The organism is Halomonas sp. DP4Y7-1 (assembly GCF_019800705.1).
In the GTDB taxonomy this organism is placed as follows: Bacteria; Pseudomonadota; Gammaproteobacteria; order Pseudomonadales; family Halomonadaceae; genus Halomonas; species Halomonas litopenaei_A.
Window position 1 is genome coordinate 586,800 of record NZ_JAHVKS010000002.1, and the last position, 14,014, is coordinate 600,813.

The window sequence follows — 14,014 nt, forward strand, 5'->3', positions numbered from 1 at the left end:
GTCATCCCATGCACACATGCACAACGAGGACGCAGGAATCATGAGCTCACACCCAACATCACCCAATATGGAAAAAGGCCTCGCCTTCTTCAGGCAACACAATCCTGCCGCCGCCCAGGCGCTGGAAGAAAAGCTCGGTGACTTTGCGCCGGACCTGATGCGCCTGGTGGCCGAGTTTCCGTTTGGCGAAATGTACGGTCGTGACGGGCTGGAGCCCAAGGTGCGCCAAGCCGCCACGCTATCGGCCCTGGCCTGCGGCGGCCATGACACCCAGTTGCGCATTCATATCGGTATTGCGCGTTCCCTGGGATTCAGCCGTGACGAATTGGTCGAGCTCTTCATGCAGCTGGCGCCTTACGCCGGTTTCCCCGTGACGATCAATGCCGTATTGGCCGTCAAAGACATCTATCCCGAGTCATGACATCACCCCGGTGATACACGACCCACCCCAACGTAGCGTAAAAAGGAGTCACGCCATGTTTGACCATCAGCAAAATCCGCCCATGGAACCGGTTGACGAAACCGATACTACCCTGGCATTCATCGACCTGGCCGACGTCAAGCTGCCCGCTGGCGCCGCACCGCTGGAGCAGCGTCATCTGCGCTTCCGTCGTGTCGACGTTGGACCCGGCGGCATCGTGCCCTACCACTCTCACGAAAACCGCCCGGCCATTCTGTTCGTGTTCCAGGGTGAAATCGTCGAGTACAACTCAAAGCACGAGGAGCCGCGTGTGCACAAGGCTCCGTCCATCATCGCCGAGTTCAACGAGATCTGGCACTGGTGGAAGAACGAGTCCGATGGCGACGTCATCATCTATGCCGCCGACCTGGCCGAAACCGAGAAGTGCGCCGAAGGCGAGTGTTAAGACTCGCGGGTGGTGCTAGCTGACACAGCCCCCATCCACAAAGCCGCAGCGATGTGCTGCGGCTTTGTCGTATTCCCACTATCGGTCGTTGGCGCTCGCCTGTTGGGATTCACCTATTCCCCCTCGCCACGGCGACAGACGTCCAGGCGTCACTGACCTGGCCGAGTCGGAAAGCCCAGCTCAGTCTGCCAGGCCTCCGGCCAACCACTCTAGCTGTTCCGCGACAGGAATCTCACGGCAGTGCTGACGATTTTCTCCTGCCCAGAGCGGTGAGAAATCGCCGCTGCAGCGGGATTCATGGGCCGCGCGCAGTTCGCAGAGTGCGCTGGCCGCCAGGGGGAAGTCCGGTACCTCTCGGGAAATGGGGCCCAGCTCTCGCATGGCCCGGTTGACGATTCCCCGGGCCGGTCGGCCAGAAAAGACGTTGGTGATCTCGGTCGTTGAAGCAGGATCCAGCAGCGCCTTGCGATGAACGGCACGCACAGCGGCCTCCGGACAGCACAGTAGCGCTGTGCCAATCTGTACGGCGGCAGCCCCCTGATCAAGCGCCCATCGAACCCCCTGAGGGTCGGCGATTCCCCCTGCCGCCACCACCGGCACCGCCACCGCTTCCACGATACTCGGCAACAGCTTGGCCAAGGGTTGCTGCAGGCTGAGATCATCGCTCAGGAAATGCCCTCGATGGCCGCCGGCCTCGGTGCCCTGCGCAATAATGACGTCGGCGCCATTGGCCTCGAGCCAGCGGGCCTCGTCCAGGGTGGTGGCACTGGACATGACCAGGGCACCACAGCGCTTGACCCGCTCGACGAGCTCGGCGCTCGGCAAGCCGAAGTGAAAGCTGACCACTGCGGGCTTGTGCTTTTCGACAATGGCACAGGAGGCCTCATCGAAAGGACGTCGGGTCGGGCTGTCGCTAGGAGGGGGAGGAGCAATACCGAGCTCCTGATGATAGGGTTCCAGACGTTCTCGCCAACGCTCCAGGCGCTCTGGTTGCGCCTCGGGAGTGGTGTGGCAGAAGAAGTTGACGTTGACGGGGCCATGCCCCTCGATCGCCGCCAGCGCGTGCTCCAGCGCCTCCGGTGACAGCATGCCTGCGGGCAGTCCGCCCAGGCCACCTGCAGCCGTCACCGCGATCGCCAGCGTCTCGTCCTGAGCCCCTGCCATGGGCGCCTGAAAAATGGGGCGCTTCAAGCGAAGTCGCGCAAGGCTGGTCATGGTTGAATCTCCTTATGTGGAGCGGCGGCCTCGTTGTTCAACGACGCCTCACGGGGTCGCAGCTCCAGAATATCGCCACGAATGGCCAAATCGAAACGGCCAAGAAAGCTCATGCCCAGCAATACCGTCTCACCCTCCATGCCAGGACTGATGGAACCATCGACGCGAGACGCGGACAAGCCCCCCAACGTCACAGATTCCAGCGTGGTCAGGGTGCCGCGGGCACGCCCGTTGGCGGTGTGAAACCAAGCGCTGCCATGATCCGGCAACGACAGTTGTCGAGCAAGACTCCCGGGAAGAGCGACCCGCGTCGCACCAGTATCCACCAGGAACGTCACAGGTATGCCATTGATGCTGCCCGGCGCTACAAAGTGTCCACCAGGGCCTCTTTTGAGCTGCAGCGGCTGTCCTTCTGCCACCGCTTCAAGCTGGGCATTGGGGTGCATTTTCTGCGTCAGCCAGACAGACATCCACCAGCCACCCAGTGCCATGAACACCACCCAGAATAACAGCATCATGGCGAGACCTGGGCCACGGGTCCCATGTCGACGGGTCATGCCATTCTCCTTGCTGACGAACACACCACGTCGCCAGAAGCGACGAAGGCAGCATGGCGCAGCCGAGCGGCGACCGCTGTACTGATGCCAGTCGCTACGCGACAAGCGGCAGATCACGGCACAAGTGCCAGGCGTAGCCTCTTATACGGCAGGCGCATCCCATCGGAATGACACCAAGGAGGGTTCATGATGACAGCTTCTACTGACGTACTCCACGACCGCCCCTCTCAACACTTTCATCACTCTCATCCCTTCCGGCAGGTTCTGGGCACTACCCTGGCCGTGCTGCTCACGGCGATGTTCAGCCCAGGTAGCAGCGCAGACGCTAGCCTTCCGCCCACGACCTCCATGGATGCGGTCGACAAGCATGTCTTCGAGATGTCCCACTACACCACGCAGGGAGGCGACACTATCGCGCCGGTCAGAGTGGGTTGGGAAGCCTATGGCGAGCTCAATGACGCCGCTGACAATGCCATCTTGATCACGCACTTCTTCTCGGGCACTAGCCATGCCGCAGGTCGCTATTCCGGAGAAGACGTTGCCGGCTATTGGGACGCCATCATTGGTCCGGGGAAGCCACTCGATACCAACCGTTACTTCGTGGTGTCCTCGGACACCCTGGTCAACCTCAATGCTGGCGACCCCAGGGTCACCACCACCGGCCCCGCCAGCCTCAACCCCGCCACCGGCGAGCCCTGGGGTACGACATTCCCCCTGGTCGGTATTGGTGACTTCGTGAACGTACAGAAGGCGCTGATGGATGAGTTGGGCATCCAACGACTGCACGCCGTGATGGGGGCCTCGATGGGGGCTTTGCAAGCGTATGAGTGGGCCAGCGCGTACCCTGATCGGGTCGACCGTCTCATCGCCGTGATTGGCGCTGGCGTTGCCGATCCCTGGCTGATCGCCAGCCTCGACGCCTGGGCCGCTCCGATTCGCCTCGATCCCAACTGGCGCGACGGTGACTACTACGATGATGACCGCCCGCCCATCGACGGCCTGAGAGAATCGCTCAAGCTGATCACCCTGCAGGCTAACCACTGGCGTTGGGCTGATGCCACCTTCGATCGCGACTGGGCGGACCCACTGGCGTCGCCTGAAGACGATCTCGCTGCCGACTTTGAGGTGGTGGCCACACTCGATGAGATTGCCGCCGCCCGCGCCAGCAAGGCAGACGCCAACCACCTGCTGTATCTGGTTCGGGCCAACCAGAACTTCGTGACCGGAACCGAGGGTGACGCCGAGTCTGGCCTGGCCGCCATAGAGGCCCCCACCCTGCTGCTCTACAGCGAAGATGACCTGGTGTTTCCAGCAGAGAACGTGCTCGACACGGCCCGCATGATTCAGGCTGACGGCACCCCGGTTACCTTGCACACGCTGAAGGGAGATCGTGGGCACCTTGATGGTGTGGTCAGTATCGAGCAAGCCGCCGATCAACTGCGCGGTTTTCTCGAAGCGCCAGTGCGCTGATGGTCGCGCCGACGGCTGCAGCGCCATCGACGCCCCACCCCGTCAGCGTCAGCCCAGGCACCCTCGCGAATGGCCATGGCATCAGCGGGCAAGGTGTCCATCACTGGACCTCAGCAGACAGCCATGCTGGGATGGTCGGGTGTCTGAGGTTACTGACCCTGGGAGCACCGTTTCAGGGTGCTCCCAGGCTTATCGACAAGGAGTTCACCGTGAGTCATGACGCTACTCTCCAGGTTGCCGACCTGGATGCAGGTCTGATCTATCGTCTGTTTTCCGGCGCTATCGCACCGCGCCCGATTGCGTGGGTATCAACGCTGAGCAGCGAAGGGCATGCCAACCTGGCGCCTTTCTCGTTTTTCAATGTGGCCAGTGTTGCCCCTCCCATACTGGCGTTCTCACCGCTGCTCAATGGCGAGGGCGGCACCAAGGACACCGTTGCCAATTTGCGAGAGGTGGGCGAATGCATCGTGCACATCGGCGGGGAAGCCCTGGCGGAGGCGCTCAATACCACCAGCGCCAGCCTGCCGCGGAACGGCGATGAGTTCGAACACGCGGGGCTCACCAAGGCGCCCCTTGGCGATCTTCGGGTTCCCCGGATCAGCGAAGCGCCGATCGCCTTCGGCTGTCGTCTCCACGACATCCTTACCTTTGGCGACCAGCCGCTTTCAGGCAACCTGGTGCTGGCGGAAGTGACCGTGATTCACGCCGATCCCAAGGTGTGGGACGGACGCCACGTAGGCCGCGAGGCGCTTGCCCCCATCGGCCGCATGGCCGGCAGTGACTATATTCGCTGCACGGATCTGTTCGCGCTGGAACGTCCCAAGTAACCAGCATTCGGCGCCGGCTCGATTGTCCAGGGGGAACCCGGCAGTGCATCAGCCCCCAAGCAGGGAGCGAATCACCAGGTATCCGCCCATGGCCAGCAATCCCATCAGGAACACCTGACGAAAACGTGCCTCGGAGAGTCGTCGCCGGAGCTCGGCACCCAGCCACATCCCAAGCCCTGCCGGCAGCAAGGCCAGGCAGGAGGCCTGCAACTGATCAACGGACAAGAGCTCTCGCTCCCCCAGCGCCAGCGCCAGACTGAGCGTGGACAGGCTGAACAGCAAGCCCATGGCCTGCACCAGAGCGTCTCTAGGCAGGCCGATGGACTGCAGGAAAGGGACGCCAGGAAAGACACTGGAGCCGGTCAGCCCGGTCAACAGACCGTTACACGCACCCAGCCACCCCGCCTGGGTATGACTGCCGCGAAAGCGCAGCTGCCGGCCGCTCAAGTTCAGCGCGGCGTAAAGGATCAGCAGACCGCCCAGCAGCAGCGATAGCCAGCGCGCATCGACACGGGAAAGGACCCATACCCCGGGCCAGACGCCAACGCAGGCCATCAGCAGGAACCCCCACAGGCGACGACACAGCGACAGCAGCTGCCCTCCTACCAATGCCTGCCACACATTGGTGATCACTGTTGGCACCAGCATCAGCGCCATGGCGTCAGGCAGCCCCAGCGTTACCGTCAGCAGCGCCAGCAACACCGTCGGCATGCCCATGCCGAGCACTCCCTTCACCAGCCCTGCCAGCACAAAGATCAGCGCCAGCAGGGCCAGCGACATGACGCCGCTGCTCAGCATGAGGGCGTCATGCTTCAGCTTCCCGCTTGGCTTCCCACTCACCGGCCACTTGCTGCCCACGGCGCTGGTTGACCCCGGCACACAGTATGATCGCGATGATAAAGAAGGCGGCACACAGCAGGATCGAGGCCTTGAGACCGACTGCAGCTTGCAGCAAGCCCAGGCCAACGATACCGACGATGCCCGCCAACTTGTTGGCCAGGCCCCAGAAACCGAAGAACTCCGCCGCCTTCTGACGTGGCGAGAACAATCCCACCATCACACGACTGGCCGACTGGCTTGAGCCCAGGCTGAGCCCGGCCAGGCAGCCGACGAACAGAAACAGCTGCTCCGCCTGCCAGTCGAGCCCCCAGGTGGCGTTCAGCCAGGCGGTCACCTCCGGGGTCGCCCAGATGGCCAGAATGGCCAGGACCCACAGCACCAGCGTCAGCAGGTACGTCACCAAGGTGCCGATGCGGTCTTGGATGAAGCCAAACCCCAGCGCTCCGGCGGCAGCCGTGATCTGCACAATGATGAACATCAGATTACGCGTGCTTTCCTGCCAACCGATCACCTGGGCGCCATAGATGAAGGCAAAGGCAATGATGATGTAGACCCCGGCCATGGAAAACAGTACCGATATCAGGAACAGTCCCAGGTCGCGAAAACTCTTGAGCTCATGAAAGGTCAGTGAGATGCGCTGCCAGGCAATCTGGCTGAACCGCTGACGCAGCGGTTGCGGCTCGGCCCGCTCCTTTAGCCACAGGAAAGTGGGAATGGCTGCCACCAGGAAGAACCCGGCGGCAAACGGGCCCACCCAGCGAATCCGCTCGAAGTTGTCCGCCGTCGCCTCGCCCAGTACCGCCAGGGTAAAGCCGGCCGCTACCAGTCCGCCGACATAGCCCAGTGCCCAGCCAAACCCTGAAATCGCCCCTAGCTTGTCCGGCGGTCCAAGCCCGGGCAAGAACGCGGCGATAAAGGACTCCCCCATGGAATAGGCATAGTTGGACAGGATGATCAGCACGAAGCCCATCACCACATAGCCCGGTTCGACAAAGTAGAGCATCGCCGTCGTCGCTATGGTGGCCACGTAGCTGGCAAACAGAAAACGCTTTTTCTCGGCCCGGTAGTCCATCACCGCGCCACATAACGGCCCGGTCACGACGACCAGCACAAAGCTGAGCGCCAGTGCCAGGCTCCACAGCAGGTTGGCCAGTCGATAGCCATCCCCCCGATCACCGACGATCACCGTGGTAAAAAGCTCGCCGAAGACCACCGTGATGATCAGCAGGGTGTAAGCCTGGTTGGCGAAATCGAACATCGCCCAGCCGAAGATCTCTCGCCGACGCACTCGGTCAGTGGCGGCAGGAATAATGCTGCTCACGCTCATCGCGCCTTCCTGTTGGCAAAGGGGTTCAAGATAGCAGTCGGACACTGCCCGGTGCCACGGCGTTCATGCGCCTTGGGCAGCATGGCCTTCCACGGGAGCAAGCACCTGGCGCGACGCCGGTCAGCCCTCGGCCTGTCAACGATCACTGAGCAGAGGGTTGACAACGACCGAGGGTGACAGAGCCTGAGAATGGTAGAGTATGGCGCACGACGTTGACACTCATGTGAGCTGAATGACTTCCATCGATCATCTGGCCAGTGCCGCCGCCCAGGGCTGGCATCAGCGGCTGGCTGGCCTGATTCAAGGCGCCGATCGCAGCGACCTGCCCCAGCAGCTGGATGCCACTCTGACCGAACTGGTGGCCATGGACGCACTCATTCTGCATGCCTACCAGGGACGTGGCAGGCCACAGGTAATTCACGACAACTACCCGCCAGAGCGGCGCGAGCGGGACATCGAGCCCTACTTGAGCCGCATCTATCTGCTAGACCCGATGTTTCAGGCGATCGAGGCTGGCGTGGAAAGTGGCGCTCATCGACTGCGCGACCTGGCACCGGATCGTTTCGAAAGCAGCGAGTACTACCATCACTACTATCGCGGCCTGGGGCTGAGGGATGAAGTTGGCCTGTTTGCCCGGGTCAGTGACGACACCGTCATGGTACTGTCGCTCGGTTTTCGCCTTCAGGCCCCGACACTGACACGCCGCATGCTCCAGGCACTGCGCCACCTCACCCCGGTCATTGAAGCGCTGCTGCGCCACTACTGGACCTGGCAGCGCTCCGCCGTCGAATCGACCGCACCGGACGACGAGCCGGTCGACCTGGCGTTCTCGAGCTTTGGTCAGGGCGTACTCACCAGGCGCGAGCAGGATATCGTGCGACTGCTGCTGGCGGGACACTCGGCCAAGTCTGCTGCGCGTCAACTCGGCATCAGTGACGGTACCGTCAAGGTCCACCGCAAGCACATCTATCAGCGACTGTCGGTAACCAGCCAGGCAGAGCTGTTCCGCGCCTTTCTCGATCACGTTGCCCTGATCTCCCGACGCCAGCGGGAATGAGGAGGATTCCTCAGCATCGGCAGCCCCAAGCCAGCGGCCGCTTTCGCGACCGCACCATGGAAAGGAGCCATGATCGTCACGCCCTCTGTTCATCCCATCTACCCTCATGGGGATATGTCACCGACAGGGCGAGACTGGAGAGACTGATGGCCTGAACAAGGAGGCCACCAATGACAACAGCCCACTCCCCCCTTTCCGCGCCAACGACTGCCCCTCTGGATGCAGCAACACTATGGCAACAGGACAAGGATCACTTCATCCATCCGTTCACCGACTTCAGCGTCTTCCACGAGAAGGGCTGTGAGCTGATCACGGACGCCGAGGGTATCTACGTCCAGGATGTCCATGGCAATCGTTTCATCGACGGCATCGCCGGACTGTGGTGCGTCAACGTTGGCCATGGACGTGCCGAGATCGGCCAGGCGATGGCGGACCAGGCCACCCGCATGGCCTATTTTTCGACCTTCAACAATCTGTCCAACGCGCCGGCTGCGCAACTGGCGGCGAAGCTGGCCGACCTGGCCCCCGACCATCTCAACCATGTGTTCTATACCTGCGGTGGGTCTACCGCCAATGACGCGACCATTCGCTTGGTTCACTACTATTTCAACCGTCTGGGCAAACCCACCAAGAAGCGCATTCTTTCGCGGCGCAATGCCTACCATGGCACCACCTACCTGGCCGCAAGCCTGACCGGCATCGAGAGCAACAACTGGGAGTTCGACACCCTCGATCAGCTTGTCACCCACCTCAGCGAAGCCAACATGTATCGCCGTCCCGAAGGGATGGGTGAAGAAGCCTACTGCGATCACCTGGTGAACGAGCTGACCGCCACCATCGATGAGATCGGTGCCGACCAGATTGCCGCCTTCATCGCCGAGCCGATCATGGGGGCAGGCGGCGTGCTGGTCGCTCCTCGCGGCTACCACGCGCGAATGCAGCAGGTCTGTCGCGACCATGACATCCTCTACATCGCCGATGAGGTAGTGACGGGGTTTGGACGCCTCGGCCACGTCTTCGCCTCCGGCGAGGTCTTCGCTACCCAGCCCGATATCATCAACCTGGCCAAGGGACTGTCGTCGGGCTACGCGCCACTCGGCGCCACCTTGATCTCCGACCGCCTCTACGAAGTGCTCGGCACTCCTCAGGGCAAGGGCGGCGTCCTGAGCACAGGTTTCACCTATTCCGGTCACCCGGTGAGCTGTGCCGCAGCACTGAAGAACATCGAGATTCTCGAGCGCGAAGATCTCTGCGCCAACGTGCGTGAAGTCGGCCCCTACCTGGAACAGGCCCTGGCCTCGCTGGCCCACCACGATACCGTCGGCGATGTACGCGGCAGTCACTTCATGATGTGCATCGAAAACGTCGCCGACAAAGCCACCAAGGCCCTGTTCCCCGTCGAGGCGCGAGTGGGCGATCGCGTGGCCCACGAGGCCCAGAAGCGTGGCCTGATCATTCGCCCCGTGGGCCATCTGAACGTCATCTCCCCCCCCTTGATCTGGACCCGCGACACCGTCGACACCGCCGTGGAGATACTCGATCAAGCGCTGGCAGCCACCAGCGCATCGCTCAGGCAAGACGGCTACCTGTAGCCGAGGTGTTCCCTGCCAATGACTGGCAGGGAACAGCACATCACCTGAGTAGGCCGCCTCAGCGACGCACCCTGTCGAGAACTCCCTTTGGTGGCGGCCACCGCTCCCTTCAATAACAACGCTCGCCTAAAGCGAAACAAGGAGCTTGCATGGACACCTACGGCGCATGGAGCCTGGTTCCGACCCTGGTGGTGCTGGTGACCGCCATCATCACCCGACGTACCATCGAATCCCTGCTGACTGGCTGCCTCGTCGGCCTGTTGATGATCGCCCCCAGCGAAGTCATTACGCGGGGCTCCGATATTCTGCTCGACGTGCTCGGTAACGACACCGTCACCTGGATCATTCTGGTCTGCGGGCTGTTTGGCAGCTTGATCGCCCTGCTGGTCAAGACCGGCGGCGTGCTCAGCTTCGGCGACGCCATGACCCGCCGCCTGCATAGCCGCCGGCAAAGTCTCCTCACCACCTGGGTGCTGGGCCTGGTGATCTTCGTCGACGACTACCTCAACGCACTGACCATCAGCGCCTCGATGAAGAAGATCACCGATCGCTTCGGCGTATCCCGTGAGAAGCTGGCCTACATCGTCGACTCCACCGCGGCGCCGGTGTGCATCCTGGTGCCTTTCTCGACCTGGGCGGTGTTCTTCGCGGGACTGCTGGAGGACAACGACGTGGCCAGCAACGGCATGTCGCTGTACATCTCTTCCATTCCGTACATGGCCTATGCCTGGGTCGCCGCCGCTATCGTGCCGCTGGTAGCACTTGGCTGGCTGCCCGATATTGGTCCCATGAAGAAGGCCGAAGCGCGTGCCCGGGGCGGACAGCCCGTCCCCGATGGCGGGGAAGAGCATGCTCTGCAGATCGACACCAAGTACGATGGCAAGAGCCCTCACCTGCTTAACTTCCTGCTGCCGATCGCCAGCCTGATCGTCGCCACCTGGTACTTCGATATCGACATCCTGCGCGGCGTCATCGTGGCCCTGGCGGTCACCCTGGTGCTGATCGCCGTGCAGCGACTGCTGAGCTTCAACGACACCTTCGATACGGCGCTGGAGGGTTTCAAGGCGATGATCATGCCGCTGGGCACCCTGGTGGCAGGCTTTGCCTTGAAGGAAGTCAACGATGTGCTCGGCCTGACCGAGGTTGTCATCGCTGCCGTCGAACCGCTGATGACCGCCGGTCTGCTGCCTGCCGTGGTGTTCGTCACCATGGCCTTCCTGGCCTTTGCCACCGGCTCGTTCTGGGGACTGTTTGCAGTCGCGATGCCCATCGTCCTGCCGCTCGCCATGAGCATGGACGCCAACATGCCGCTGGTGGTGGGCGCACTGATCTCGGCCAGCGCCTTCGGCAGCCACGCCTGCTTCTATGGCGATTCCACCGTCCTCTCGGCCCAGGGTAGCGGCTGCAGCCCGATGGCCCACGCCCTGACCCAAATTCCCTATGTCCTGATCGCGGCGGCACTCGCCACCGGCGTCTTTCTGATCCTTGGTCTGCTGTGAGTCCTGCCATGCACCCTACACACTGCCCTTCATCTGTCGCACCGTCCGCCGCTACGCCCGCCGCACAGGGCTATGTCATGCCGGCGGAATTCGCCCCCCACGATGCGTGCTGGATGCTCTGGCCCCAGCGTCCCGACACCTGGCGCCTCGGCGCGAAACCCGCCCAGCAAGCCTTCGTCGCTGTCGCCAGTGCCATTGCCGAAAGCGAGACCGTCTACGTCGGGGTCAACGACGATCAGTATGAAAATGCCAGGCACCAGTTGCCGGCCCAGGTCCGTGTTGTCGAACTTTCCAGCAACGACGCCTGGATGCGAGACGTCGGTCCGACCTTCCTGGTGCATCCGGACAAGGGCCTAGCTCTGGTCGACTGGGAATTCAACGCCTGGGGCGGCCTCAAGGATGGGCTCTACTTCCCCTGGGACAAGGACCGCAGGATTCGGCCCAAGATCGCGGAGATGCTGGGCATTCCCTGCTTTGATGTGGAGGTGGTGCTGGAAGGCGGCGCCATTCATGTCGACGGCGAAGGCACCCTGATCACCACCGAAGAGTGCCTGCTGAACCCCAATCGCAACCCCGGCATGGATCGCGCCACCATGGAGCGCCGGCTCCAGGATAGCCTGGGTATCCAGAAGGTCATCTGGCTGCCCAGGGGCTGCTATCTCGATGAAACCGATGGCCACGTCGACAACCTGTGCTGCTTTGTTGGCCCGGCCGAAGTTGCCTTGACCTGGTGTGACGACGACACCGATCCCGAGTACGCCATCTGCCGGGAAGCCCGAGCGGTGCTCGAGGCCAGTACCGATGCCAAGGGCAGAACCATCACGGTGCATCCCTTGCCACAGCCTGGCCCGCTGACCATCGCAGAGGATGAGGCCAGCGGTATTGATCGACTGGCCAGCTCCCACCCACGTCGCCCCGGCGACAGGATGGCGGCGTCCTACGTCAACTTCTACATTGGCAACCGTGTCGTGGTCATGCCCCAGCTCGACCCGCGCCATGACGCCACCGTCATGGACATCCTGGCGCGCCTGTTCCCGGACCGCCGTGTGGTTGGCGTGCCCGCTCGCGAGATATTGCTGGGCGGTGGGAACATTCACTGCATCACCCAGCAACAGCCACGGCCCTGAGTGTCTCGCTCACCACGGAAAGCGTCTCCTTTAAGAGACAGCCAGCGCTGAATCAAGGGCTTGTGCTCCAACGCCAAGATCCATAGGCTCGAAAAGGCACATAACAGCAAAGGAGAAACATCATGAGGAAGGGTTCCATCAAGACACTCTCCAGCCTGCTGCTGGCTGCTTTCATGACCCTGGGCCTGGCCGCCTGCGGCACCGGCACTGGCGAGCGTGCCGCTAGCGGTGCCGGTGTTGGCGCTGCCGTGGGCGCTGGCGCTGCCGCCGCCACCGGCGGAGACGTGGCCGAGGGCGCTGTCATTGGCGGCGGCGTTGGCGCTGCTGCGGGTGCTGCCACCGACGAGGACGATATCGACCTCGACAACTGATCCCGATGGATCAGACAGCGTCCGAGCCATTGTCGGACGCCAGCACCAAGACGCCGTCGCGCTTAACCGCCGACGGCGTCTTGCTGTGCCTGGCATGTGGATCCGTCGTGTCGCCGGGGCATATCAACCTGACCCGTTAGACACGACGCTCCCGTCTCGCCGATCACTTTGGCGCAATTTGGAGACATTTCGTTCAAATTTGTTCCACTTGCGCACAGTTAACCCACCGGCCTAAGGTATGAGCAACTCCGATACCAATGAGGAACTCGGCATGAAACGACTGACACTGAGCTGTCTGATGGCTGCCACACTGGCGCTGGGTCTAGCGGCGTGCGGAACCGGCACGGGTGAGCGAGCCCTGAGCGGCGCTGGCGTTGGCGCCGCGGTCGGCGCAGGTGCTGCCGCCATCACCGGTGGCGATGTCGGCAAGGGCGCGGTTATCGGGGGCGGCGTTGGCGCTGCTACCGGAGCGGCGACCGACTCGAACGACATCGACCTGAGCCGCTAATCAGACCGCCGCCGCAACACCGGCGGATGCTCTGAAACGCCACTAGCGACACACCCTGCCGCCCACGCCGAGATGAAAATGATCGGCGTGGGCGGCATTGTAATCGGGCCCCAGAACGGTACCGAACACTGAGCAAGCGTGATCCCCCGCGTCCTTGAGGAATCGCCCCGGCGCCCCCTCACCCCAGTCATTGAGCAGACTGATCCTGCGACCATCCGTGGTGATGAAGGCTCCGACATCCAACGCCTCTGCGGTAGCGTGCTGGCTACGCCGGCCGGTCGCCCGTCCGTAGATATTGCGGCAGGCGAAGCTGCCCATATGCTCGATGCGGGCGATGCCGGTGCCCAACTGGCGGCTCGCTGCCTCGCTTAGCCCACGTTCATACATCGCCCACGCAACCGCCAGCGGGCAACGGGTCATGACCGGCGGCTGAACGGCGACTTCACCGCCTTGCATGCGCACCAGGTTGGTAAGCGAACAGTCGCCGACGGTGGCATCTTCCATCGCAGAGAAGCGCTGAGCGGGGTCACTGGCCAACACGCTGCGACACGCCTCGGGATCATCGCCCAGGCGGGACAGCTTGTAGCGAAACCAGGGGCCAGGAGAAGCGTCCAAGGAAATGGGAGCCCAGGGATTGTAGCGGTCAGGGATGACGATAATGCCCTTGTCCAGCGCAATGCCAAGCACCAGCAGCATCACCAGCAGCCATTGGATCATTCCCCCTCCCTGGCGCTTGAGCTCATTGGCGGCGGTCTGAA

At 62.6% G+C, this 14,014-nt stretch carries 15 protein-coding genes; 10 read left to right on the forward strand and 5 right to left on the reverse strand.

Annotated elements, in window-relative coordinates; genetic code table 11:
* Window positions 1-40 precede the first annotated feature (40 nt).
* Window positions 41-421: a carboxymuconolactone decarboxylase family protein gene (locus KUV72_RS06175; RefSeq protein WP_222162556.1), complete on the forward strand. Its 381-nt coding sequence runs from the start codon at window positions 41-43 to the stop codon at window positions 419-421.
* Between the two features lie 55 nt (window positions 422-476).
* Window positions 477-866, forward strand: coding sequence for a cupin domain-containing protein (locus tag KUV72_RS06180; protein ID WP_222237764.1), 390 nt, complete (start codon window positions 477-479; stop codon window positions 864-866).
* Window positions 867-1,046: 180 nt separating this feature from the next.
* Here KUV72_RS06180 and KUV72_RS06185 read toward each other — a convergent pair whose 3' ends face one another.
* Window positions 1,047-2,081, reverse strand: coding sequence for an NAD(P)H-dependent flavin oxidoreductase (locus KUV72_RS06185; RefSeq protein WP_206941702.1), 1,035 nt, complete (start codon window positions 2,079-2,081; stop codon window positions 1,047-1,049).
* Window positions 2,078-2,638: a TIGR02281 family clan AA aspartic protease gene (locus KUV72_RS06190; RefSeq protein WP_224851962.1), complete on the reverse strand. Its 561-nt coding sequence runs from the start codon at window positions 2,636-2,638 to the stop codon at window positions 2,078-2,080. The genes KUV72_RS06185 and KUV72_RS06190 overlap by 4 nt, the downstream gene beginning before the upstream one ends.
* A 186-nt stretch (window positions 2,639-2,824) precedes the next feature.
* Between KUV72_RS06190 and KUV72_RS06195 the strand changes: the two genes are divergently transcribed.
* On the forward strand, window positions 2,825-4,108 hold the full coding sequence (locus tag KUV72_RS06195) for a homoserine O-acetyltransferase (RefSeq protein ID WP_261317359.1): 1,284 nt from the start codon (window positions 2,825-2,827) through the stop codon (window positions 4,106-4,108).
* 209 nt (window positions 4,109-4,317) lie between these two features.
* The gene (locus KUV72_RS06200; RefSeq protein WP_315857857.1) at window positions 4,318-4,935 is read left to right on the forward strand and encodes a flavin reductase family protein; all 618 of its coding nucleotides are present in this window, start codon (window positions 4,318-4,320) and stop codon (window positions 4,933-4,935) included.
* Window positions 4,936-4,983: 48 nt separating this feature from the next.
* Here KUV72_RS06200 and KUV72_RS06205 read toward each other — a convergent pair whose 3' ends face one another.
* Together KUV72_RS06205 and KUV72_RS06210 are read right to left on the reverse strand one after the other, a co-directional pair.
* The gene (locus KUV72_RS06205) at window positions 4,984-5,733 is read right to left on the reverse strand and encodes a sulfite exporter TauE/SafE family protein (protein WP_261317360.1); all 750 of its coding nucleotides are present in this window, start codon (window positions 5,731-5,733) and stop codon (window positions 4,984-4,986) included.
* Between the two features lie 7 nt (window positions 5,734-5,740).
* The gene (locus KUV72_RS06210; protein WP_261317361.1) at window positions 5,741-7,102 is read right to left on the reverse strand and encodes an MFS transporter; all 1,362 of its coding nucleotides are present in this window, start codon (window positions 7,100-7,102) and stop codon (window positions 5,741-5,743) included.
* A 232-nt stretch (window positions 7,103-7,334) separates the two neighbouring features.
* Here KUV72_RS06210 and KUV72_RS06215 point away from each other — a divergent pair, with 232 nt between their 5' ends.
* From KUV72_RS06215 to KUV72_RS06240, 6 genes are all read left to right on the forward strand, one after another.
* Window positions 7,335-8,159 carry a helix-turn-helix transcriptional regulator gene (locus tag KUV72_RS06215; RefSeq protein WP_206941708.1) on the forward strand — a complete coding sequence of 275 codons (825 nt, stop codon included), beginning with the start codon at window positions 7,335-7,337 and terminating at the stop codon, window positions 8,157-8,159.
* 170 nt (window positions 8,160-8,329) lie between these two features.
* Window positions 8,330-9,751, forward strand: a complete 1,422-nt coding sequence (locus KUV72_RS06220) for an aminotransferase (protein ID WP_222237765.1) — start codon at window positions 8,330-8,332, stop codon at window positions 9,749-9,751.
* A gap of 149 nt (window positions 9,752-9,900) precedes the next feature.
* Window positions 9,901-11,250, forward strand: coding sequence for a Na+/H+ antiporter NhaC family protein (locus KUV72_RS06225; RefSeq protein WP_206941716.1), 1,350 nt, complete (start codon window positions 9,901-9,903; stop codon window positions 11,248-11,250).
* Between the two features lie 8 nt (window positions 11,251-11,258).
* Window positions 11,259-12,377 (forward strand): agmatine deiminase, encoded by a 1,119-nt coding sequence (gene aguA / locus KUV72_RS06230; protein WP_222237766.1) that lies wholly within the window; start codon window positions 11,259-11,261, stop codon window positions 12,375-12,377.
* A 122-nt stretch (window positions 12,378-12,499) separates the two neighbouring features.
* Entirely contained in the window at window positions 12,500-12,748 is a 249-nt protein-coding gene (locus KUV72_RS06235) for a hypothetical protein (RefSeq protein WP_206941721.1), read from the forward strand.
* Window positions 12,749-13,019: 271 nt separating this feature from the next.
* Complete coding sequence (locus KUV72_RS06240) at window positions 13,020-13,256, forward strand: hypothetical protein (RefSeq protein ID WP_206941722.1); 237 nt, start codon at window positions 13,020-13,022, stop codon at window positions 13,254-13,256.
* A 42-nt stretch (window positions 13,257-13,298) separates the two neighbouring features.
* Here KUV72_RS06240 and KUV72_RS06245 read toward each other — a convergent pair whose 3' ends face one another.
* On the reverse strand, window positions 13,299-13,973 hold the full coding sequence (locus KUV72_RS06245) for an extensin family protein (protein WP_222237767.1): 675 nt from the start codon (window positions 13,971-13,973) through the stop codon (window positions 13,299-13,301).
* Between the last annotated feature and the right edge of the window lie 41 nt (window positions 13,974-14,014).

Bases quoted from the DNA above. Each gene is read 5' to 3' on its own strand.
- KUV72_RS06175 (WP_222162556.1), top strand. From the start codon at position 41: ATGAGCTCACACCCAACATCACCCAATATGGAAAAAGGCCTCGCCTTC.
- KUV72_RS06180 (WP_222237764.1), top strand. From the start codon at position 477: ATGTTTGACCATCAGCAAAATCCGCCCATGGAACCGGTTGACGAAACC.
- KUV72_RS06185 (WP_206941702.1), bottom strand. From the start codon at position 2,081: ATGACCAGCCTTGCGCGACTTCGCTTGAAGCGCCCCATTTTTCAGGCG.
- KUV72_RS06190 (WP_224851962.1), bottom strand. From the start codon at position 2,638: ATGACCCGTCGACATGGGACCCGTGGCCCAGGTCTCGCCATGATGCTG.
- KUV72_RS06195 (WP_261317359.1), top strand. From the start codon at position 2,825: ATGATGACAGCTTCTACTGACGTACTCCACGACCGCCCCTCTCAACAC.
- KUV72_RS06205 (WP_261317360.1), bottom strand. From the start codon at position 5,733: ATGCTGAGCAGCGGCGTCATGTCGCTGGCCCTGCTGGCGCTGATCTTT.
- KUV72_RS06210 (WP_261317361.1), bottom strand. From the start codon at position 7,102: ATGAGCGTGAGCAGCATTATTCCTGCCGCCACTGACCGAGTGCGTCGG.
- KUV72_RS06215 (WP_206941708.1), top strand. From the start codon at position 7,335: ATGACTTCCATCGATCATCTGGCCAGTGCCGCCGCCCAGGGCTGGCAT.
- KUV72_RS06220 (WP_222237765.1), top strand. From the start codon at position 8,330: ATGACAACAGCCCACTCCCCCCTTTCCGCGCCAACGACTGCCCCTCTG.
- KUV72_RS06225 (WP_206941716.1), top strand. From the start codon at position 9,901: ATGGACACCTACGGCGCATGGAGCCTGGTTCCGACCCTGGTGGTGCTG.
- aguA (WP_222237766.1), top strand. From the start codon at position 11,259: ATGCACCCTACACACTGCCCTTCATCTGTCGCACCGTCCGCCGCTACG.
- KUV72_RS06235 (WP_206941721.1), top strand. From the start codon at position 12,500: ATGAGGAAGGGTTCCATCAAGACACTCTCCAGCCTGCTGCTGGCTGCT.
- KUV72_RS06240 (WP_206941722.1), top strand. From the start codon at position 13,020: ATGAAACGACTGACACTGAGCTGTCTGATGGCTGCCACACTGGCGCTG.
- KUV72_RS06245 (WP_222237767.1), bottom strand. From the start codon at position 13,973: ATGATCCAATGGCTGCTGGTGATGCTGCTGGTGCTTGGCATTGCGCTG.